The organism is Halobacterium wangiae (assembly GCF_021249345.1).
In the GTDB taxonomy this organism is placed as follows: Archaea; Halobacteriota; Halobacteria; order Halobacteriales; family Halobacteriaceae; genus Halobacterium; species Halobacterium wangiae.
This window is the reverse complement of the sequence record NZ_CP089588.1, coordinates 2050232-2069581: the sequence shown is the minus strand read 5'-3', so window position 1 is coordinate 2069581 and position 19350 is coordinate 2050232. Positions and strand designations below refer to the sequence as shown.

The window sequence follows — 19350 nt, the reverse complement described above, 5'->3', positions numbered from 1 at the left end:
GTGACAATGACTGACTAGCTGGCCTGCCAAGGTGTACGTGTGACCAGCCGCGGAGAGTTTACCGGGTTTCCCGGTCGACTCACAGGCGGATTGTGCGGCGTCTGCGTCGAAAACGCGACGCTATCTATCGAACGTCGTTCGCTGGAAGGAACAGTCCGCCCTCCCCGATTTGAACGGGGGACAAGTCGATCTACAGTCGACTGCTCTACCAGTCTGAGCTAAGGGCGGTCGCATCAATTTCTACGCCGTCGTCGAAATTTAAGGGTTGTCATTCGGTGCGACAGACAATCGTCATACGCGGGGGCAGGCTTCATATGCCTGGGCGTGGTATGTGGTCTCGAACGGGCATGTCGAAGATAACGTTCCGGGCCGACAACGACCTCGTGGACGCCGTCGAGGACCTCGACGCGTCGAAGAGCGAGGTGATGCGGGACGCGCTCCGCACCTACCTCGACGAGCACGGTCCGTCCGACACGTCGGCAGACAGCCTCGACGACGTCGTCGCCGATCGCGTCGACGAACTCGTCGAGCAGCGCCTGGGCGTGCGACAGCCTGCACAGGACGTAAACGTCCGAATAACGGTCGAGCCCGCGGAGGGGCTGCGGGCCGAACGCGAGCGAGAACGGGCGCGCCAGCCGGCCTCGGAGGCCGAGCCGCGGCGGACAGCCGGTCGCGGCGGTGACCGCACGGGCGAGGGGAGTTCGTGCGCTCAGTGCGGAGAGACGGTGTCGGCGGACCACGTTTACTGCCCGAACTGTGGGGAGAAAGCGTCGCGTCGCGTGTTCTGCGAGTGCGGCGACGAAGTCCGGGCGGACTGGGCGTTCTGCCCGCACTGCGGCCGTCGGACGGCGTCGGCGGACGCACTCGAGCGGTAAGACGTCTGTTTACAACTGCCGTTAGTTATTTAATGTATGACGCTGTGGGTAGTGGTACGTAAGACGGCCGTCTTACAGAGAAACGGGCGACAGCGCGGTCATACCGTGTATCGCCCCTTCTGTAAGACACGAGGTGCGAACGACGCAACCCGTCTTACTCAACAAGGGGAAATCAATCATGGAGCGTGTGACACTCCGCATTCCGGAACAGCAGATCGACGAAGTGGAACAGATGGTCGAACGGGGGAAGTTCCCGAATCGCAGCGAAGCGATTCGGTCCGCCGTCCGAGAGATGATCGACGAACAGACTGACCAGGCCAGTCCGAACAGCTGGGCGAAGGTGTAATCGATGCAAGACATCGTCCAGGACGCACTCGACAACGCAGAAGCCGAACAGCGCGAGATGGACGCCGACTCCGACGGTAGCGAGTTCGGCGACCCGCGCATCGTCATCGTCGGTTGCGGTGGCGCCGGCAACAACACCGTCAACCGCCTGTACAACATCGGCGTCGAAGGTGCCGACACCGTCGCGATCAACACCGACAAACAGCACCTGAAGATGATCGAGGCCGACACGAAGATCCTCGTCGGCAAGTCCCTGACCAACGGCCTCGGCGCGGGCGGCGACCCCTCGATGGGCGAGCGCGCGACCGAGATGGCACAGGGCACGGTCAAGGAAGTGCTCGGCGACGCGGACCTCGTGTTCGTGACCGCCGGCATGGGCGGCGGCACCGGCACCGGTGCGGCCCCCGTCGTCTCGAAGATCGCCAAAGAGCAGGGCGCCATCGTCGTGGGCATGGTCTCGACACCGTTCAACGTCGAGCGCGCCCGCACGGTGAAAGCCGAAGAGGGCCTGGAGAAACTCCGCGAGGAAGCGGACTCCATCATCGTCCTCGACAACAACCGCCTGCTCGACTACGTGCCCAACCTCCCGATCGGGAAGGCGTTCTCGGTGATGGACCAGATCATCGCCGAGACCGTCAAGGGCATCAGCGAGACGATCACCCAGCCGAGTCTCATCAACCTCGACTACGCCGACATGACCGCCATCATGAACCAGGGCGGCGTCGCCGTGATGCTCGTCGGCGAGACCCAGGACAAGAACAAGACCAACGAAGTGGTGAAGGACGCGATGAACCACCCGCTGCTGGACGTCGACTACCGCGGCGCGAGCGGCGGTCTCGTCCACATTACGGGCGGCCCGGACCTCACGCTGAAAGAGGCCGAGGGCATCGCAGACAACATCACCGAGCGCCTGGACGCGAGCGCGAACGTCATCTGGGGCGCGCGCATCCAGGAGAACTACAAGGGCAAGGTCCGCGTGATGGCCATCATGACCGGCGTGCAGTCCGCGCAGGTCCTCGGGCCGTCGACGCAGAAGCAGGCGGACAAGTCCCGACAGGAGCTCAAGGAGGTCGACTCCAAGCAGCGAGCGACCGAAGAAGCCAGCGGCAAGTTCGGTGCGCACTCGGACGGCGGTACGGACAAGGTCGAGCAGAACAACGGCCTCGACGTCATCCGGTAGCGACTCTTTAGCTGCGCCTCCCACCCACCCGTGGGCTCACTCGGAACACCTCCTAGCGCCAGCGTTACACGACGTTTGACATCCCCCTCGCCCTGGCAGCCGAGGATTCCCACGTTGGGATATTATGGTCTACGATGTGACCTGTTCTCGCGGTGCGAAGCATCCGCTCTCTGAATCGAACAGGTACGTCGATGGCTGTGCCAACCAGCCGTTACTCCTATTCACCGAAAGATTCGGTGAACTCGGAGATACTTGTTGTCGAATGTTCTCAGCACCGTTCATGTCCGCGTTCGCCACCGTATCGCACTCATCACAGACGTACAATCCGCGTTCGACACGGTTTGCTTGGCGCTTGCGACCACAGCACGAGCACGATTTCGACGTATCGCGTTCAGAGACCTGCTCAACTGTGACACCTTTCATCTCGGCCTTGTAGGTCAGCAGGTTGGTGAAGCGGTTGAACGCCCACGAATGCAAGTCTAGATTGCCATGCATCCCCCAGTTCTTTGACTTATCATTATGTTCGTCTTCACGGATGCCGGAAAGATCGCCAACCACAATTGTCCCCACTCCCTCTTCCACACATCGCTGGACGATGTGCTTCGAGAGCGTGTGGAAGTAGTGGGTTCGGCGAGCCGCCTTCTTCTGATTCAACCGCGTGGCTTGCTCGGAGTCCGAGTCTTCGCAGCGAGCGATTCGCTTACTGAAGTAGTAGTCATCCTGCTTCAAGCAGCTCAACGGATACAACTCACCGTGCCCATCTTCGTAGGCGAGCGCGGCGAAGTTGGTAATACCAAGGTCAACACCCACGGTCTTCTCACCGGGAGACTCGGACACCTCTATCTCGACGTTGCACACGAAGTGCAGCTCCCACTCGTCTCCTGTCCAAACCGCTCGCACCTGTTGGACGCTTTTCACGGTGGAGAGGTCAATTTCGGGCCGGGTCTGGTACTCGCAGAGGATGAAATCCGACCAATACTCCTTGAGATTTGACCCCTTAGAGAGGCGGACTCGCTGGTACTTTGTGTCGACTTTGAAGCCAGCGGCTTTGAACGTGACTGTCGAACGCGGGTGGTCGTCGCCGTGTTTGCGGTACGTCGGCGGGTTCGCTCGTTTGTCTCCGTTGCGTCGTTTTCCGTACCAGCCGGTGAACGCTTCAGCGAGTTCTTGAAGGACTCGCTGACTTGACTGAGAATGCAGGTCAGCGTAGCGTTCGTGGCTCTTGAGGTAGGTGGTGAGTTCGTTGTGACCGGGGATGTGGCCAATCTCTGACCATACGCGGTCGCAGACCCACCGTCCGACGTTCCAGAGTTTCGAGGCTGCGAACCCGAGCGAATCGAGGTCGTCGGACACCTGTCCCTGGTTCCTGATGGAGGCAGTGTAGGTGCGGGTGACGACCTGTTTCGCCATACGTAACCTATGTTGGTAAGATTATTTGAACGTATGTATTCGGGCATGGCGCACCCAGCCGGACCATCGAGCGGTGGAGTATATTTGGTAGTGACTGATTCAACTCTGCTCCGAGGGACGGGGCTTCCTCCTACTTCCGTAAAACGAGTGCCGTCATCACGGTAAAACGAGTGTGATTTTCGCGGGGAGACGTTCGCTACACCGCGTTTACGGCGTCGACGAGCGCGCACTTCCGGCACTTCTCTCGCGTCGTCGGCGCGCCACACGCCTCGCACTCGCCGACGTCCCGGTCCTCGTCGCCGTACTCGTCGGCCGCGAGGCTCGCGAGCTCCTCGTAGCCCGCCATGATGGAGTGTCGCGTCCCGGGGTGGTTCTCCTCGAGTGCCAGGAGGAGGTCCTGGATCTCGCCGCGGAACGCCTCGCTGGAGTGGGGGCACTCCGCCATGTGGACCGGGAGCTCGCGGAGCTGAGCGTACAGCGCCACCTCCTTCTCGGGGACGTCCCGGAGCGGTTTCGCGCGCGGGATCATCCCCGCTTTCTCGCGGCGCTCGTCGAACGGGCCGAGGCTGGCGTCGAAGTGTTTGGCGACCTGCTCGACGTTCCCCTCGAAGACGTTCATCAGCGCCGTCTCCGCCTCGTCGTCGAGGTTGTGGCCGGTGAGCAGTTTGTCCGCGCCGAGTTCCTCGGCGTACGTCGCGAGCAGGTCCCGGCGGAAGACCCCGCAGTACGCGCAGGGCGCCATGTCGAGGGGGTCGTCCTCGACGACGTCGTCCATCTCGACGTCGAACTCCTCGGCGTACGTGACGACTTCGTGGCGGATGCCCCGTTGGTCGGCGAGTTCCACGCAGGCGTCGAGGCTCGCGTCCCGGTAGCCCTCGATGCCCTCGTGGATGGTGAGCGCGACCAGCTCGACCCGGGGGTCCTCCGCGAACGTCTCGTGGAGGATGTCCGTGAGCACGACGCTGTCCTTCCCGCCGGAGAGCCCGATCACCCACGTCTCCGGGTCCTCGGGCGTCGCGTCGGCGGGCAGCATGTCGTCCTCGCGGACGCGGCGCCGAACCCGTCGTTCCACGCTCTCGAAGAGGTGGCGGTCACAGAGGTAGGTGCCGGAGTACGCCGCGTGCATCACCGCCTCGCGGTCGCACTTGGTGCAATCCATTGGCTACACGTTGTGAGTCCCGCTGTTTCACCGTTTCGTCTCGACGCATTCCACGACTCGTAAATCGCATTCTGCGATAGCAAATCCGCCGGACAGTGGTTGCGAATGTGCATGGCAAGTGGTGAAAATCTGGCTGGTTTCTGGATCGGCTGCCCACCCCCCGGATTTCTGGAGTCTTTCTACCCGGCTAAAATCAGCGAGACACCGTCCGGAAGCCCAGAGTCGGCTAATACTGGTAGAAGAGGATTTAGTTGTAACTGGCCGCAGGGCGAACCAGCCGCCGGTTAGCGTATTAGCCGTACATGCTGAGGATGGACTTTGCGAGATCGCGGAAGCGGTCAGCTATCAATCGCGGTTTGCTTCGCACGGTACTGTCGAGACTCAGTTGAACGAGGAAATCGATCAACCGCCACATGTTGAACATCAGGACGCCAAAGCCGAAGTGGAACAACCGGACTGAGTAGTCCTTCGAGGTCGTCTCCGGCAGGAAATCCTCGAGAGCCCGGTAGTTCGTCTCAATCCCCCATCGACGCCGATAGCGATTCATGAGATTCTCCGTTTCCCGACGGTCCATCTCTATCTCGTCGTCGACGTCCATGTTGGTGGCGAAGACCACAGTCTCGTCGGGGTTCTGGTTTTTCGGCACTCCGACGTGCGTAGTCTCGACACGGTCGCTCGTACTGCCGCCGACAGTTGGGCCATAGATGCCGACATCCTCTTCGACCCAGACATCGTGGTTCGCTCGTGCGATTTGCCGTTTCACACGATCGTTCTTGGGTACACGAATCGCGTAGTTCGACCCGGATTCTTCGAGTGTCTGGATGACTTCCGCTGAATAGAACTCGGCGTCAGCATAGACCATCCGGATGCTGACGTGCTCAGCGGCCGCCCAGTAAATCTCACGGACCAGCTCGCCGATTGATTGGCCCTTGGTGTGCGGCCGAACGGCGAGCATAAAGCGAACGTTGTCGCCGACGATAGAGACGGTCGCGAACTTATAGCACCAGTCGTACCCCTTCGAGGGGGGAGCCCCCATCACCACAACATGCTCGTCGTCTGGTCCATAGTTTACCTCTGGACCGTGTTCACCATAGTAGGCGACGTAAGTCATGTCGATAGCAATTTCGACTGGGCGAGTGAACTCGAGGTGGCGTTTCGCGCTCTTTAGCTGCACCTCGATTGCCTCGTCCAGGATATCGTGGATATCAGCTGGATCGAGTTGTTTGATGTAGTGCAGCAGTGTCTCACCCTCAGGGACGTCGACGCCCTTTGGGGCATTATCTGCGTATACTTTGCTGCCACCATGGGCGGCACACGCCTCACTACTCAGGAAACTCTCCAACCCTAGGAGTTCGCCCGTATCGTACTGTGTTCCTGCTTCTGGGCGGTCGAGGTCGATAGACCCGTAAAGCAGGTCACGGAACGCCTCGAGAACTTCCAGGGTTTTCTCGCGGATGACTCGATCCTCCGTTCGTTCCGAGACATCCTCTTTCTCGTCTGGTTCAAGTGACTTGAGACCGAGTGGATTGCCCTGCTCGTGGGCGTACTCAAGGATACGATGGGTGGTGTGTTGGATTTGCGTGCGGAGCTCATCGCTGAGGCGGTTCCGCCAGGCGCGTCCGAAGGTCGTTCGAGACGGCAGCTCGTCGAAGCCAAGTGCTTCGGCCTTCTCGGGATTCTCGGTAAGCCACCGATGGAGGTCAGTGTTCGAGTACCCCATCAAATCCTTGAGGTAGAGAGCACGAAGCATCGCCTCGAAGGGGTACGAAGCGTGCCAATCGTCGTACGTGTCGCCCCTGGATCGATACTGCTTGAAGTCGATTCCAGTGACGAGCTCGACGATGTCTGCGTCGGCCTCGATTAGTTCAATTGCTTGCTTCTCGATGTTGGAGTGGGATTTCGTGTCGTTGTTGCGGTTTGGCATTACCGGCCGGAGTCGGCTGAGTCGACTAAGACCAGCCAATTCAGGGGTGCTGCGGATTTTGACACCAGCGAGTCCGGTGCTCACCGAGACTGCCAAGATAGCTGTTGCTGATTACGCCGCAACAACTATGTCGTTGCAGTCCAAGGAAGCAAGTGTTCAGCCCGCTTCCGTTTTCTGTGCGGTTTCCTACGTTCCAAGAGCCGGGTATGCAATCATCCCTTAAAAACATTCACCGCAACCCATGAGCGAGGCTATGAGTCAATAGTTGGAGTGAGCAGGCACCCCGCTACGGCCAAGGTTGCGGAGAGCGCGATAGACGCGCAAGGTGACCACAACATGGCGGCCGGCTGCGGGCGCCTGCAATTCGCATTTACCAATCTGGATAATAACTACTTCGGTGATCCCCCTTCTCTACCAAGCACCCCTGATTGACCATACGTGTCACCAATATTTGATTCCTCAGTAGCAAGGTTTTCTATGAAGGAATCTAAGACACACATAGTGGCCCATTGAATTCGTGGATTCAGTCACGGAATAAACCAAAAGTAGTTTCTAGGTGGCCCTAGAATCTCATGTTAATTCTGGAACTCAATCATGGCATTTGCTTCAGAGAACGAAATGAAACAGGTTGCAAAGGAATTCCTCCCCAAGTGTTTCGGGGTCCGTGAGGAGAACATCATCCCGGAGTTTGACTACGGAAAGGGGCGGACAGACCTGGTTTTAGTGAACATCTCAAATGATTACTGGAGCCACCGTAGTGATCAACTGAATCTATCTCAACCGATTATAGACGAGCAACATCTCATTTCATTCCTACAGATACATGGGAGGGGGCCTGTCACAGAGGACTTCTTCATTGCCTGTGGAGCTCAGCCGAAGCGCAAAAAGAGAGAGTCCCTCAAATGGCTTCGAAACAACGGTTTCATCACTGAGTTAGATTCTGGAAAGATAAGGACGGCTCGGAACCTCAGAAGACACGTTACTACTACGTTAGCCATCGAGCTGAAGCTGGAGAAATGGAAAACTGCGCTTCGTCAGGCATCTATGGGAAGATCGTTTGCCGAATACCGTTATGTAGCTATAGATGAGGATCATATCGATCCAGCATATGCGAACTTGGACGAGTTCAAGTCGAACAACGTAGGACTGCTTTCTATTAATGATTCAGGGGAGACGACGATTCACTGGAGTCCAGAACGTGGAGATCCGTATTCGAACCTTTATCAGTGGAAAATAAACGAAAAGTCAGTCAGCGAAGTCTCCACTTAACCGAAGTACCAACCCTTGATCGGCGCGTTTGTTCTTCCATTGTTTCCCAGCCACTCTCAGTGGCCGGGGACATCCTTCCTGGACTGAATGTAAATCTAGCCAAGGCTTTTGGCTCTGGGGTATTTCTTGCCACTAAGATGCCGAAATACTATGAGTTAGACAGTGTGAGAAACTCCTTGGAAGAGTACACCATACACGAGCATATCGACTCAGGAGGGTTCAAGGATGTATTCCTCGCTGAACGAGGCTCAGAGATGGTGGTAGTTAAACTTCTCCCAATTGAGCGCTCAAGCAAAAGACGGCGAGCAAAGAGGGAGGCAGAGGCAATGACGAAGATCAGCTCTCCGAATTTTGTTGAACTACTTGACTATTTCGAGCTTCAAATAGAGGGAAAACCCACGTTTCTGATTGAGGAAGAGTACATTGATGGTCCTACTTTAAGTGAGAAAATCGGCCAGGGAAGGTATGGTTTAGATTTCGGATTCCAAGTCACAGAGGCCCTTTTGGATCTGCTCATCCAATTTGATGATCTCAATATAATCCATAGAGACATCAAACCCAACAATATAATGATTGACGGAGAGGGCGAAGTCATTCTCCTTGATGTTGGGATTGTCCGGTTTGAAGAAAGAGAGAGTGTAACCCCGGACCACGCAGACAGACTTGGTACTCCAAATTACGGCGCGCCGGAACAGCTGGATTATAATAAGAGTCTGCAAAGCATCCGTACAGACATATTTTCCACGGGTATTGTGATGTTTGAATCGATAACTGGGCAACATCCCTATTCTAACAGTAGTAAATCGGTCTCGGAAGCGATTATGGACGGCGAGAAAGCCAAGATGAAGGACATTCTGGAGGACGACGAAATAGCGGAAGAGCTTGATGAGTTGTTCAACGTCATGACGCAGCCAAAGCCGTACGCACGATATCGGAGCCCAGAGTTCGCTAAGGAGAAATTTGACGAAATCAAGGAGTTGGTGTAGATGTTCGACAAGCCTTCCTACCTGGTCCAGATGGGCTGGCAAGGGAAAAACCGAATTCAGTTCGGAGCTGACCAGGAATACATAGATGGAGCGGTATTGAGCCCGTCAGATTATATCGATGATTCTCTTGAGGATACCTCCGACCAGCTATCCGAAGCTGAGCTCCATACTCTCTTTGACCCCCAATTCTATCTTCCCTCTCAGGGTGACCGAGATAAACTGAATCGGTACGATTACCATGATAACTACGGTGGAGACGATTTCTACAACGGCCTATTCTATAATGAAGAGGATCGAGAGAGCTTCTTTGAGGATTTGATTGATCTTCAGGATAACCTCAGTTGTGATGCATACGTATCCCCTTCCCGACACATATCCTCACTATCGGCTGATGAAGTAGATGACTGGAAGCAGAGAACCGAGTTCTTTGTTGAAAAAGCTCGAGATTATGGGGAAGAGATACCAATCTTTGCAACCATTGCAGTCAGTGGTAAGCATCTCACTGATGACTCGTTACGCGATTATCTCCTAAATATAGCAACTTCACTCGATGTCGATGGTTTCTATGTTTCTGTGATGTACGAGGATGCGGATTCCAGTCTTCCATTGACAGGTGAACGGAATGTCGAATCCTATTTAAAAACACTTCTAGTGCTCAAGCTGAACAGATATGAGGTCATTGCTGGAAGCACTCACCAAATAGCCCACCTATTATTTGCAGTGGGAGTTGACGCATTTTGCTCGGGTCACTTCAATAACCTCAGAAGTTTCGACACAGATAGGTGGGTTGTTCCCGATGACCCAGCACCGAGACAACGGGTTACCCGCTATTACTCTGACGAACTACTTACTGACGTACGCCCAGACCACCTGATGACGGAGGTCGCTGAAAACACAGAGATTGACGTCTCTATTCTACAAAGTGCGTCTACATCGACGTGGGAAGACAATCTCTTTGACTCCGGTTCGATTAACGCAGGATGGCCAGAAAGCGAGGGTGGCTGGGACCACTACACATTCAGCTGTGGGAAAATCGCAGAACAGTATCGGGGACTTGGCAAAGAGGCCCGTGTCGATCATGCTAGTAAGAAAATTAGGAAAGCAAAGGCACTCAACCGAAAACTCAAAACAAATATCGATAAATTCACTGACGAGCTTGATGATGGGTTCCTAGAAGATTGGGAAAGCGCGTTAGAGAAGGTGACTTCTAGTCCAGAGTTCAAGCGACTCTGAGTCTTCACCGTCGCGGAATTCTTGCAAACCCAAGAATCAAGAGTGGAAGAGATAGGAGGGGGAGTTATGTTTTGAGTGGCTCGTTAACGACGAATTGATTCCAAGTTGAAATCAGAGTCCCTGTACTCCATTGACGTATCTAGAGCGCGTCGGACCAGGTCTTCTAAGTCAGAGACTGCCTCTTCTGGTGGGGCTTCTCTTTCTTCCATTGTTTCCCACGATGAGAGTCGCGACATGATTTCAACCGCTTCCTGGGCCATCTCGTCGATCTCGTCTTTCACAGATGGGTAATGTCCAGCACCCATCTGGAGATAGCTAAGAGCTTCTATGACCGACTTCGTTTCATATAGGAACCGATGGCCGTCATCAAACGTACCGTCGTTGAAGTGGTCACGAATATCTGCAAGACTACGCTGGGCTTCAGAAGTCCATGATCCCATACTTCCGAAATGGTTAGTATTCATTAAATAATTTCTCCCCAAGAAATGAGCCTCTCTAACCGCTATCGAATAGAGCGTACTCATCAACATACCTTAGTTCAGATATTGATGACACCACCAGAGTGACTAGCCACTTTCTGGCAGTCCAACGCCTTTCAATCGGGCGATTTTGAGGACCAAGCAAGTCGGTGGGTACTGGAGATGGTACCTGACTTTCCGTAGGAACGTAGGGTCTCGATTTTCTCGAACTTGGGAGCGGATCTCGGAATATCGGTGGGTTCCAAGATAGGAGATTGCATGGAGTTCGGCGTAGGTCTCGTCAAGCCACAGCAAACCGACTAGGGGGAGAATGGCAAGGGCTGATATCCCCACTGCAATTGCGAGAAAGAGAATTCCCGATATCGGACCCGATGCCCACTGGACGCCATTAATCAAGTTCAATGGGAGTGCAACGACGCCAGCAAATGCAATCGCGGATGCGCCGAGGATACAGGGAAGATAGAGGAGTCGAAGAACGGGGTTCACTTCGCCGTGGCCGACCTCGTGGAGAAATACGTAGTCCCGGAACTCCTCGGGTATTCCCTCTGGGAGGTGGCGGTTCATCAAAATCGTCCCAAACGGCGAGAAATCGCCTGCCCGGCGAGTCTCTTGGTCGTACCAAAAGACAGTTCGAGTGACACCATGGGAAGAGTATTCAGATTTGTCTACGATTCCACCCCGCGCACGTCCATACTGCCAGGTAAGCCAACTGAGTACCTTTGAACGCAAGTTCGGCTTCTTACCTGTCACGGCCTTCCTCATCTGTCGTCTTTAGTGAGTTGATCAATAGTTCCCCTAAGGCGGCTGAGCTCGACTGCAATTAGCTCAAGCGACGCTTCTTCGTCCATCGAAGGCTCAATAGCCCCAACAGTACCCTCCGTGAGGTCGTACACTTGGTATTCCTCGTTGATACGGTGGGTGTTACCCCAGACATCCTCACAGGTGCCCTCAAGTTTCAGGTATTGATACGGTTCGTCAAGGTTCTCCCAGAAGTCGGGGTCGTCTTCGTCAACGTTCTCCCAATCGACATCTGCAGCTTGCAGTTGGAGGTCCTGGTAGCACTGGTCCCCGAGACTGGAGTACGGTTCGCTAGGAATTGCGACCGCTCCGCCCGCCGGGAGACTCTGGCGCTGGATCGTACGGGACTCACCCGCTGGCTCAAGGGTGAGCGTGATATCGAGGCTGCGCGCTGGCCCGTTGCCACTATTAACGATTGTTGATGCGGCTTCTCGGGCCTGAAAGTCGAGAACGGGTTGAATTTCCTGCTCGCGGGCTTTTTGGGTTTCTTGGACCATCAGGTATGTGGCGGTCGCGTATACCCCAGTCAGGAGGACGAGCAATACTGTGGCCACGGCAGTTGCTTCCGCCCCTGAAAGCATCCCCGTCGAGATGAAATAGAGAAGTACGATCGCACCCATTAGTAGGACGGTGAAGACTCCGGCGACTACAGTTCCAGTATGTCGCCCAATCCCCTTGAGTAGGGTCTTACCGTCGTTCATAGATGGGTGTAGCGAGAACAGACATATAATCGTACTCGGTGTCAACACCTTCTGGTTAGGAGGAGATTACAGTTTCAACACGCGACCCCAGAGCCTTTTATACCATGCTAACCCCCCATTGTTGCAGGTGCAAATCGCAAGAAGGCGGCGGGGGCACCGGTAATCTTATTACCACCCGGAAACTAGGTATGGTCGCCTGAGGGGCGGTGGGAGGATTTTTGCTTCCCACCAAACCGCGACACTCAGTAGCTAATTCTCCGTTATCGCGAACTGGCAGTATTCTCCGGAATTCAGCACCGCCCGTACTTAAAAAGACTAGGGGTAGTGCGAGGTGAAAGTGAAACGATGTAAATCCGTAACCTATCCCCCCACGGTTCTTATACTGGTGGAACAGCACCGGGTCGCTCAGCATTTTCACCGGGGCGGAAAATATTTAAGCCATCACTACCTATCAGGAGTCGGGCTGGTTGCCCACCGTCCCTCAGGCGTCCCCCGACCACCGCAAGTCGACCGCGGGAGGGGGATGACGGGAACGACCACGACTGGACCGCGAGCCCCACGGCAATGACCGGTACGTGGCCGCCCCTCGATCGGACCCTCTACACTTGGGTTCGAGTGACAACGCTGTCACTCGGCTTTCGAGGAAGGGACCGTCAGAGCGGCGGCTGCCTCACCCGGTCGGCCCCACAGTTGCCGGGTCCAAAGGCGACTGGAGAAACAAACATGAGTGAACACAACACTCACGATTCGAGCGACCAGGAGCAGAGTACCACAACCAAGGAAGTCGCCGGCAAGATTCGGCCGGCGCAGAACGCCGTCGACGCTCTGGAGGACGACGTCCCGACCGAGATCCTCCGTCGCCTCGGCTACCTCGTGGACGCCCTCGAAGCAGCCAAGGGCTGGGCGGACGAGGCCGAACCCCACGACGTCAACGCCATCGCCGGCGTGAAGACCATCGTCGACGCTGAGCAGGACCGGGTCGACGCACTCCGTTCGGACATCCCGAGCGGTCGGCAGAGCGTCGACCAGAAGTTCCAGAACATCGAGGACCGCCTTGCGGACCTCGCGGACACTGTCGGCGACCTAGAGTTCACTGCGACCGCGCACGTCGTGTACGTGAACAAGCAGTACGTCGGCCGCTACGACGAGGACACCGTCGACGTCGCCACCATCCTCAAGGCCGCCGGCAAGGAGGACCCCGGGGAGCTGGGCCTCTTCCCGCTGGACAGCCTCTACGGCGACCGCCAGGAAGACCAGGCGTTCCCCTCTGACCGCGAACTGGACCTCCGCGAGGAGAACCGCGAGTTCTTCGAGTCGACCAGTGACGGAGGCAAGATCGCGTATGAGTGAGGGCAACCAGCTCATGCGAGAGGTGTCCGAGTCCTGCCGGACCGCCATCGAGGAACTGCAGGACGAACGCCCTCAAGCGGAACTAGTCGCTGTCCACGGCGACTGGGCCTACGTCAGCATCGGCGAGGTCCAGCCAGCCCACGTCAACGACGTGTTCGACGAGGACCGCGCTCACGCGGTCATCAGAATCCCGACCACGTTCCCGACGGGCGCGGACCCCTACGGCATCGTGACGATTCCGTACGTCACGAAGAACGACGGCCAAGAGACTCATAGGGAACATAGGAACCACAACCACGCCGAGCCGGTCGCAGAGGCATTCGGTGTCGACGACACCGGGTTCTGGTCGTACAAATGGCAGAACATCTCCTGGACGGACCCCGAGGACCTGCGGAAGGCTCCCGAGATCGTCCGGTCCCGCTTCGAGAAGGAGGACTGATCAATGCCCAAAGGAACACCCGCGGACTGGCTGTCGGCGGCCGACGCCGATGAAATCCACTTCGCGTTCCCCCGTGAGGTCCACGAGGACCTGATGGAAGTCCTCTTCCCGAGCGAAGGCCACCCGTTCCACGGAATGGGCGAACGGGGTGCGTTCGCCGTCCTCTCGAAGAGCACCGGGAATCGGCGCGTCACCTACATCGTCGAGGAGGTCGTCCACCCGGAGTCCAGTGAGGACCTCGAACTCACCGGGACGCTCTCCGGGAACGACGGAAGTGACCGCGACGATGACGGAACTGGGCGCTTCGGGTCGTGGTTCGGGGGTAACTCTGAATCAACGAACACGAACTACGACTCGGAGCTCGGTTACCAGTTCAGCGAGGACTACCACGAGCGCGCCGTCGAACGCGCGAAAGCCCGCGAGGGCGGCCTTATCCGCATTCACACGCAACCCGGTGGGGTCCGTGCGAGCACCACTGATGTCGAGTCTGCGGCACGCGTCTACAAGGCGGACCGCGACCGGCTGCCCGTCGGCGCACCGTGGGGTGCAGCGATCACCAACGAGGCCGGCGAGTGGTCGATGCGCGTCTACGAGGACGCCAGAGTCGGCGACGAGCCCGTAGTTACACACGCCGACCGCGTCCGAATCGTCGGGCCGGCACTAGATGACTGCGCGCTCAACATCCAGCCAACGCGCCGGTCCGCCAATCGGGGTGCGGGGCCGGGTGTGGATGACCACGAGCAGGACTCCACCATCCAACTGTGGGGAGAGGCCGATCAGGCCACGCTCGCGGACCTCCGCGTCGGTGTCGTCGGCTGTGGCGGCGTCGGCTCGATCCTGGCGGAACACCTCGCCCGACTCGGTGTCGGGGGACTGGTGTTCGTCGACTTCGACCGCCTCGAGGAGGCCAACTTCAACCGCGCGCAAGGCGCACGCCGTATCGATGTCCGCCACGAGCGGCTGAAGACGGAGGTGGCCGAACGCGTCGCCCGTAGGAGCGCGACCGCACAGGGCTTCGAGACGCAAATCGTCGACGGCAGCGTTGTGGACGACGATCCCGAGTACGCGGCCGTGCCGGCGCTGCTGGACTGTGACGTTATTCTGTCCGGCGTCGACGCCGCCCGCCCTCGGCAGGTCCTAGACGCGGTAGCGCGTGCACACTGTATCCCGGTCATCGACGGGGGGAGCCTCCTGCACGCCGACGACAACGGTGTACTCCAGCCGGAGGCGAAAGTCGAGACCGCGGTTGCAGGGCCCGGCTGGGCGTGCTTCAACTGTCAGCGCGTGTGGACCCAGGAGGACGTCGACTACGAGGCTGACCACCCCGAGTTCCGCGGTGAACGCGGCTACGTGCCGGGAGGTGTCGACCCCGAGGAAGACGAGGAGGCGACACGCGACCCGTCGGTCATCGGGGTGAATTCACTGGTCGCAGGGCTGATGCAGCGCCGCCTGCTGGCTATCGTCCTCGGGTCTGCCGAGGGCGTCGAGGGCACGCTCCGGCTGCAGGTCCGTGACGTGGAGACGAACTGGCAGTCCCAGTGGGGCTGTGACCCTGACTGTGGTGCGCCGTCAGTCGGCGTCGGTGATTGCGAGGAACTCCCGACGGGGACTGACTGGGGGATGCGGTACGAACGCGACGATATCCCGATGCCGGAGACCCGAGTATCAGACAACGCGGCCGACCTTCTCGACAATGACCTCAAGAGATAGCGAACTGGTCTTCTGGGTTGCGGGCCTGATTATCCTCGTAGCTACTGGAGCAGTGGGAGTGTTCTACGGGGCGCTGAGTGGGGTCGCAACAACCTTCGGTAACTGTACACCGGCTCACAATGGCGGAGCCTTGGTGACAGGATTCCACACCTTGTTCGTGAACGATCCCGAGCCAGCTCTGGCGGAAGGATTCAAGATCGTCATGGAGGGAGTTGCAGCACTCGGGCTCATCATCATCTCCGGAACCTACTTCGCATCGAGGCGCAAGTCAGGGATTCGGAGTAGATATGCCAGAGGTGGGTCCAATCGAAATCTTGGACTGTACCTGCTCGGCTTTGGCATGGTGTTCGTTGGGACTGCAGCCGCGCTCTGGGTCGTGGCAAACACTAGCCATCCCTGCATCGCAGGCCTCCTCTAAGAAGCCCCCGTTCGAAATCCTGGAATTGGGATTAGAGGGAGTCTCGTGCACAGGTTTCGGAACCAGTGCCAGCCCAGGCACTTACCGTCCTGGGAAGGCCCCACCTCTGCATCCGTCGCCGAACAGCAGACGATAAAGGAGAAACACGAGGACGACGAGAGCGAATAACCCAAGCGCAACCAGACCGAGAGTAACAGCCAGAGCCGTCTCGGGGAAGAAGATGGACATAAGCGCAAGGCTGACCGCGACGAATACGGAAAGCACAATGATTGCGACCGCTCCCTCGACGAAACGCTCTGCTCGTGACATGGAGATTCAGGTCTGATGGAATGGTCTGTAAGGTAGTTCTTTAATTATTCCTGCTGCAATCTTCTGTCATGCTCGACGAGCAGATCGATGCCATTCGCCGAGCGGCCGATGAGGTCGCCCGGGAAGATGGCCGGTTCCGCGCACGTCTCGCTGCGATGTATATTCACACCGGGGGTGTCGAATGCGAGTACTCCGCACCGATGCCTCGCGATGTCGGTCGCTACCTCCAGAACCACCGTCAACTCGGCGAGCGGTTCATTGAGAAAGAACACGACAACGCGACAGGCTGGAACTTCTGGCGACTCATTTACCCCGCTGACGTTGCTGAGGAGCCGGGGGAGATGCAGAGCGTGGACTGCCGCGACTGCGACTGGTCGTGCGAGTCACCGTTCCACTCCCGGCTTGACGAGTTTGCTGCAGAGCACGAGGCGGCTGAAGAGCACACCGTCACCGAGCGGTCGTCCGCGTAGTCGAGAGCGAGGGGGACGCCAACTGTGTCGTCCGTCGGCATACTTTTGCTGGGGCCTCTGGTATCCTGGGGAAATGACCGACACCGTGGCCTCAATGCCCGGCCGACCGCTGAAGTACCACACCGTCCGGGATTCCGACGACTTCCTCGGCTACGCCATCCGGGAAGAGACACGCGAGATTCTTGCGCTCGTCGTTTTCAGTAGCGACACCGCGCACGCACTCGGGTACGACGAGGAGGCTGGCGGCTGGGAGAAAATCGGGGATGCGCCCGCCACCCCGGACACGACCGAGGAGGACATCCACGCGCTCGACGAGACCGTGGGCGAATGGGTGTTAGAGGTCTACGAAGAGGAACGACTTTCGGGCGACGTCCAGATGATGATCGGCGAGGAAGCACCCGACCAGGAAAAGCAGCGACCGAAGGAGGTCGAGCAGGGTCTCGAACCCGAGTACGATTGTCCCGAAGATGACTGTGACTGGTACGCGACGGGGCTCTCGACGTCACCGCACGCGTTCCTCGACCATCTCCGCGAGGAACACGGTTACTCGGATAGTGAGGCGCATGAGGTCTTGAACGGCGAATAGCTGTTGTTTGAACTATACCTAGTTCCAGGATGACGAGGTGAGTATAGAGGAGCATTAGGGGTGGACGACGGCCGCAGAACGATTCGAAGCTATTGGGCAAGCCGACTTCAATCATCGAGATCTGATGGAGGAACCGCTCGAGGAACTGTGCAAGCGAGAACCAGATTTGGAGCCACCCTACGGCCGGTTAGAACATAGGAGCGTGGGTCTCGATTTTCTTGGACTTGGGAGCAGATCTCGGCATATCGGTCGGTTACAAGATAGGAAATGGCGTGGAGCTCGGCGTAGGTTTCGTCGAGCCAAAGCAACCTGGCCAACGGAAGAATAATGAGGGATGTGCTTCACTTTCACCCCGCTTACTCAGCCTTTATGTTACTTGGTTGCTAGGACCAGATATGGTCAGTTCACCATCTGAGGACAGAGGTTACGCCTATTCTTGGGCAGAGGCAAAGCGGTTAGCACGGGAGCAAGGGTACGGAGAGAAAATCACCGTTCCGAAGACTGCCGAATTCACGCTCCCGCCGGGATTCGAGCGTTCGTATTGGTCAATCGAAGCTGGTGCAGAGGCAGTGTACCGAGATCAGCAAGAGACGGATAGTTTCCAAATCCGGGAGTACGAGGACGAATGGACAATCGAGTTAGACCGCCACAACCCAGAGACCGGTAATGCGATCGCCCACGCGGTCTATGATGCACCGAAGTACACCCTGGCCGCTGTCGGAATTGCAGGTACAACCGTTAGCAGCTTGAGTTCTTGATAAATGACGGTTTACGAGATCAGTTACGATTTACACGAGCCAGGACAGGACTACGAAGATATCCACGAGGCAATCGAGTCCCTAGGTCCGACATTTGATGCTCTTGAGTCTACCTGGTTGGTTGGCGTTTCAAACAAAGGCGCTGGTGATATCGCCGATGAGCTGACTGGTGTCACCGACACGAATGACTCAATCGTCATAACTCAAATCCCAGAGAGTGGCGGAGGAAGGTGGGCGTATCGTAATGTCTCAGGTGGTCTTGGTGATTGGTTTGATGAGCACCTGTAGCATTTAGGCCGAGATCTCTTACAATTTATTTGTAATGGCATACACCCAGAATATTACCTAATCTCTAGGATCGGATGAAGAGTAAGAATCCGATCTGGGCTTCCGAACAGTAGGTTGACTCGATATCTGTTTCTCAAGTTCCTCGATCGCGTCCTCCTTACAGCTCATGGCGTTATTGGTGAGATGAGAAGGAATATTCTCAGGTTCAATGGCCGGGCCTTCACGGCTAACCCTTTGCCTGAGTGGAGATAAACGGCTATAAAACCGAATCACTGCATTAATCTCCTCGTTCGTCAGCAGATCGATTTTATCCAAGTTGCCCTGAAAAACTGGATCATCTAAATATGCATCTCCTTCTTCCATCACCGACATGAGTTCCGGCTGTATCGCCTCTATTTCCGTCAATAACGCATGGCGTAGACGGCGCGCACGAACTTTCTGCCGATGTTCATAGAGATAGTAACCACCCAAGATAATTGGAATGGTTGCAATGAACGCACTCCCAACCTGGGTGGCCAGTTCCCGACCGAGATTGATCACCGATGACGGAATGTTCATGTGCCTCAATTACAGTTGAGTGTAAAATATCCATCTTTATTTCATCGCCGGAATATCGTCATTCATCTCCTGCACAGATTTTGACTTTCGGAACTACTGCGCCGG

General features: G+C 56.9%; 22 protein-coding genes and 1 tRNA gene. 14 read left to right on the top strand and 9 right to left on the bottom strand.

The features are described 5' to 3' along the window. Positions 1 to 154: 154 nt before the first annotated feature. Positions 155 to 228 (bottom strand) — tRNA-Tyr (locus LT965_RS10895). 119 nt (positions 229 to 347) lie between these two features. On the opposite strand from LT965_RS10895, the gene LT965_RS10890 reads away from it, so the two are divergent. The 3 genes from LT965_RS10890 (at position 348) to ftsZ (ending at position 2400) form a co-directional block, all read left to right on the top strand. Beyond that, positions 348 to 875 (top strand): double zinc ribbon domain-containing protein, encoded by a 528-nt coding sequence (locus LT965_RS10890; protein WP_232700826.1) that lies wholly within the window; start codon positions 348 to 350, stop codon positions 873 to 875. A gap of 178 nt (positions 876 to 1053) precedes the next feature. Continuing rightward, positions 1054 to 1221 (top strand): transcriptional regulator CdrS, encoded by a 168-nt coding sequence (cdrS, locus tag LT965_RS10885; RefSeq protein ID WP_049938312.1) that lies wholly within the window; start codon positions 1054 to 1056, stop codon positions 1219 to 1221. A 3-nt stretch (positions 1222 to 1224) separates the two neighbouring features. Next, positions 1225 to 2400, top strand: a complete 1176-nt coding sequence (gene ftsZ / locus LT965_RS10880; RefSeq protein WP_232700825.1) for a cell division protein FtsZ — start codon at positions 1225 to 1227, stop codon at positions 2398 to 2400. Positions 2401 to 2529: 129 nt separating this feature from the next. Here ftsZ and LT965_RS10875 read toward each other — a convergent pair whose 3' ends face one another. The 3 genes from LT965_RS10875 to LT965_RS10865 all read right to left on the bottom strand — a co-directional run bounded on the left by LT965_RS10875 (position 2530) and on the right by LT965_RS10865 (position 6893). Next, a complete protein-coding gene (locus LT965_RS10875) occupies positions 2530 to 3810 on the bottom strand; it encodes an RNA-guided endonuclease InsQ/TnpB family protein (protein WP_232700824.1) in 1281 nt (426 codons plus the stop codon). Between the two features lie 196 nt (positions 3811 to 4006). After that, positions 4007 to 4969 carry a tRNA 2-thiolation protein NcsA gene (gene ncsA, locus LT965_RS10870; RefSeq protein WP_232700823.1) on the bottom strand — a complete coding sequence of 321 codons (963 nt, stop codon included), beginning with the start codon at positions 4967 to 4969 and terminating at the stop codon, positions 4007 to 4009. Positions 4970 to 5261: 292 nt separating this feature from the next. Then, positions 5262 to 6893 carry a transposase gene (locus LT965_RS10865; RefSeq protein ID WP_232700822.1) on the bottom strand — a complete coding sequence of 544 codons (1632 nt, stop codon included), beginning with the start codon at positions 6891 to 6893 and terminating at the stop codon, positions 5262 to 5264. A 618-nt stretch (positions 6894 to 7511) separates the two neighbouring features. Between LT965_RS10865 and LT965_RS10860 the strand changes: the two genes are divergently transcribed. Genes LT965_RS10860 through LT965_RS10850 form a run of 3 tightly spaced genes read left to right on the top strand, consistent with a single transcriptional unit; the run spans position 7512 to position 10381 of the window. Next, on the top strand, positions 7512 to 8162 hold the full coding sequence (locus LT965_RS10860) for a hypothetical protein (RefSeq protein WP_232700821.1): 651 nt from the start codon (positions 7512 to 7514) through the stop codon (positions 8160 to 8162). Positions 8163 to 8221: 59 nt separating this feature from the next. Then, positions 8222 to 9148: a serine/threonine protein kinase gene (locus LT965_RS10855; protein ID WP_232700820.1), complete on the top strand. Its 927-nt coding sequence runs from the start codon at positions 8222 to 8224 to the stop codon at positions 9146 to 9148. Further along, entirely contained in the window at positions 9149 to 10381 is a 1233-nt protein-coding gene (locus LT965_RS10850; RefSeq protein ID WP_232700819.1) for a hypothetical protein, read from the top strand. It abuts the gene before it with no gap. Positions 10382 to 10464: 83 nt separating this feature from the next. Here the strand turns inward: LT965_RS10850 and LT965_RS10845 are convergent, their stop codons facing one another. From LT965_RS10845 to LT965_RS10835, 3 genes are all read right to left on the bottom strand, one after another. Beyond that, on the bottom strand, positions 10465 to 10905 hold the full coding sequence (locus LT965_RS10845) for a hypothetical protein (protein WP_232700818.1): 441 nt from the start codon (positions 10903 to 10905) through the stop codon (positions 10465 to 10467). Positions 10906 to 10947: 42 nt separating this feature from the next. After that, positions 10948 to 11424 (bottom strand): hypothetical protein, encoded by a 477-nt coding sequence (locus LT965_RS10840; RefSeq protein ID WP_232700817.1) that lies wholly within the window; start codon positions 11422 to 11424, stop codon positions 10948 to 10950. Between the two features lie 194 nt (positions 11425 to 11618). Then, the gene (locus LT965_RS10835; RefSeq protein WP_232700816.1) at positions 11619 to 12359 is read right to left on the bottom strand and encodes a hypothetical protein; all 741 of its coding nucleotides are present in this window, start codon (positions 12357 to 12359) and stop codon (positions 11619 to 11621) included. Between the two features lie 723 nt (positions 12360 to 13082). Here LT965_RS10835 and LT965_RS10830 point away from each other — a divergent pair. The 4 genes from LT965_RS10830 to LT965_RS10815 are packed head-to-tail and all read left to right on the top strand — an operon-like array spanning position 13083 to position 16276. Next, positions 13083 to 13709, top strand: coding sequence for a hypothetical protein (locus LT965_RS10830; RefSeq protein WP_232700815.1), 627 nt, complete (start codon positions 13083 to 13085; stop codon positions 13707 to 13709). Then, a complete protein-coding gene (locus LT965_RS10825; protein WP_232700814.1) occupies positions 13702 to 14148 on the top strand; it encodes a hypothetical protein in 447 nt (148 codons plus the stop codon). The genes LT965_RS10830 and LT965_RS10825 overlap by 8 nt, the downstream gene beginning before the upstream one ends. 3 nt (positions 14149 to 14151) lie before the next feature. Then, positions 14152 to 15858: a ThiF family adenylyltransferase gene (locus tag LT965_RS10820; RefSeq protein WP_232700813.1), complete on the top strand. Its 1707-nt coding sequence runs from the start codon at positions 14152 to 14154 to the stop codon at positions 15856 to 15858. Further along, complete coding sequence (locus LT965_RS10815) at positions 15842 to 16276, top strand: hypothetical protein (RefSeq protein ID WP_232700812.1); 435 nt, start codon at positions 15842 to 15844, stop codon at positions 16274 to 16276. Before LT965_RS10820 ends, LT965_RS10815 begins: the two co-directional genes overlap by 17 nt. Positions 16277 to 16357: 81 nt before the next feature. Here LT965_RS10815 and LT965_RS10810 read toward each other — a convergent pair whose 3' ends face one another. Then, a complete protein-coding gene (locus tag LT965_RS10810) occupies positions 16358 to 16585 on the bottom strand; it encodes a hypothetical protein (RefSeq protein ID WP_232700811.1) in 228 nt (75 codons plus the stop codon). A gap of 68 nt (positions 16586 to 16653) precedes the next feature. Between LT965_RS10810 and LT965_RS10805 the strand changes: the two genes are divergently transcribed. The 4 genes from LT965_RS10805 to LT965_RS10790 all read left to right on the top strand — a co-directional run bounded on the left by LT965_RS10805 (position 16654) and on the right by LT965_RS10790 (position 18687). After that, positions 16654 to 17055, top strand: coding sequence for a hypothetical protein (locus tag LT965_RS10805; protein ID WP_232700810.1), 402 nt, complete (start codon positions 16654 to 16656; stop codon positions 17053 to 17055). Positions 17056 to 17128: 73 nt separating this feature from the next. Continuing rightward, positions 17129 to 17641, top strand: a complete 513-nt coding sequence (locus LT965_RS10800; protein WP_232700809.1) for a DUF7964 domain-containing protein — start codon at positions 17129 to 17131, stop codon at positions 17639 to 17641. A gap of 395 nt (positions 17642 to 18036) precedes the next feature. Beyond that, on the top strand, positions 18037 to 18399 hold the full coding sequence (locus tag LT965_RS10795) for a hypothetical protein (protein ID WP_232700808.1): 363 nt from the start codon (positions 18037 to 18039) through the stop codon (positions 18397 to 18399). A 3-nt stretch (positions 18400 to 18402) separates the two neighbouring features. Continuing rightward, positions 18403 to 18687: a hypothetical protein gene (locus tag LT965_RS10790; protein WP_232700807.1), complete on the top strand. Its 285-nt coding sequence runs from the start codon at positions 18403 to 18405 to the stop codon at positions 18685 to 18687. A gap of 57 nt (positions 18688 to 18744) precedes the next feature. On the opposite strand, the gene LT965_RS10785 is transcribed toward LT965_RS10790, so the two are convergent. Continuing rightward, positions 18745 to 19245, bottom strand: a complete 501-nt coding sequence (locus LT965_RS10785) for a hypothetical protein (protein WP_232700806.1) — start codon at positions 19243 to 19245, stop codon at positions 18745 to 18747. Positions 19246 to 19350 lie beyond the last annotated feature (105 nt).

What these genes read in the sequence shown, in the direction of transcription:
- LT965_RS10890 (WP_232700826.1), top strand. Translation starts at nt 348, where the DNA reads ATGTCGAAGATAACGTTCCGGGCCGACAACGACCTCGTGGACGCCGTC.
- cdrS (WP_049938312.1), top strand. Translation starts at nt 1,054, where the DNA reads ATGGAGCGTGTGACACTCCGCATTCCGGAACAGCAGATCGACGAAGTG.
- ftsZ (WP_232700825.1), top strand. Translation starts at nt 1,225, where the DNA reads ATGCAAGACATCGTCCAGGACGCACTCGACAACGCAGAAGCCGAACAG.
- LT965_RS10875 (WP_232700824.1), bottom strand. Translation starts at nt 3,810, where the DNA reads ATGGCGAAACAGGTCGTCACCCGCACCTACACTGCCTCCATCAGGAAC.
- ncsA (WP_232700823.1), bottom strand. Translation starts at nt 4,969, where the DNA reads ATGGATTGCACCAAGTGCGACCGCGAGGCGGTGATGCACGCGGCGTAC.
- LT965_RS10865 (WP_232700822.1), bottom strand. Translation starts at nt 6,893, where the DNA reads ATGCCAAACCGCAACAACGACACGAAATCCCACTCCAACATCGAGAAG.
- LT965_RS10860 (WP_232700821.1), top strand. Translation starts at nt 7,512, where the DNA reads ATGAAACAGGTTGCAAAGGAATTCCTCCCCAAGTGTTTCGGGGTCCGT.
- LT965_RS10850 (WP_232700819.1), top strand. Translation starts at nt 9,149, where the DNA reads ATGTTCGACAAGCCTTCCTACCTGGTCCAGATGGGCTGGCAAGGGAAA.
- LT965_RS10845 (WP_232700818.1), bottom strand. Translation starts at nt 10,905, where the DNA reads ATGAGTACGCTCTATTCGATAGCGGTTAGAGAGGCTCATTTCTTGGGG.
- LT965_RS10840 (WP_232700817.1), bottom strand. Translation starts at nt 11,424, where the DNA reads ATGAACCGCCACCTCCCAGAGGGAATACCCGAGGAGTTCCGGGACTAC.
- LT965_RS10835 (WP_232700816.1), bottom strand. Translation starts at nt 12,359, where the DNA reads ATGAACGACGGTAAGACCCTACTCAAGGGGATTGGGCGACATACTGGA.
- LT965_RS10830 (WP_232700815.1), top strand. Translation starts at nt 13,083, where the DNA reads ATGAGTGAACACAACACTCACGATTCGAGCGACCAGGAGCAGAGTACC.
- LT965_RS10825 (WP_232700814.1), top strand. Translation starts at nt 13,702, where the DNA reads ATGAGTGAGGGCAACCAGCTCATGCGAGAGGTGTCCGAGTCCTGCCGG.
- LT965_RS10820 (WP_232700813.1), top strand. Translation starts at nt 14,152, where the DNA reads ATGCCCAAAGGAACACCCGCGGACTGGCTGTCGGCGGCCGACGCCGAT.
- LT965_RS10815 (WP_232700812.1), top strand. Translation starts at nt 15,842, where the DNA reads ATGACCTCAAGAGATAGCGAACTGGTCTTCTGGGTTGCGGGCCTGATT.
- LT965_RS10810 (WP_232700811.1), bottom strand. Translation starts at nt 16,585, where the DNA reads ATGTCACGAGCAGAGCGTTTCGTCGAGGGAGCGGTCGCAATCATTGTG.
- LT965_RS10805 (WP_232700810.1), top strand. Translation starts at nt 16,654, where the DNA reads ATGCTCGACGAGCAGATCGATGCCATTCGCCGAGCGGCCGATGAGGTC.
- LT965_RS10800 (WP_232700809.1), top strand. Translation starts at nt 17,129, where the DNA reads ATGACCGACACCGTGGCCTCAATGCCCGGCCGACCGCTGAAGTACCAC.
- LT965_RS10795 (WP_232700808.1), top strand. Translation starts at nt 18,037, where the DNA reads ATGGTCAGTTCACCATCTGAGGACAGAGGTTACGCCTATTCTTGGGCA.
- LT965_RS10790 (WP_232700807.1), top strand. Translation starts at nt 18,403, where the DNA reads ATGACGGTTTACGAGATCAGTTACGATTTACACGAGCCAGGACAGGAC.
- LT965_RS10785 (WP_232700806.1), bottom strand. Translation starts at nt 19,245, where the DNA reads ATGAACATTCCGTCATCGGTGATCAATCTCGGTCGGGAACTGGCCACC.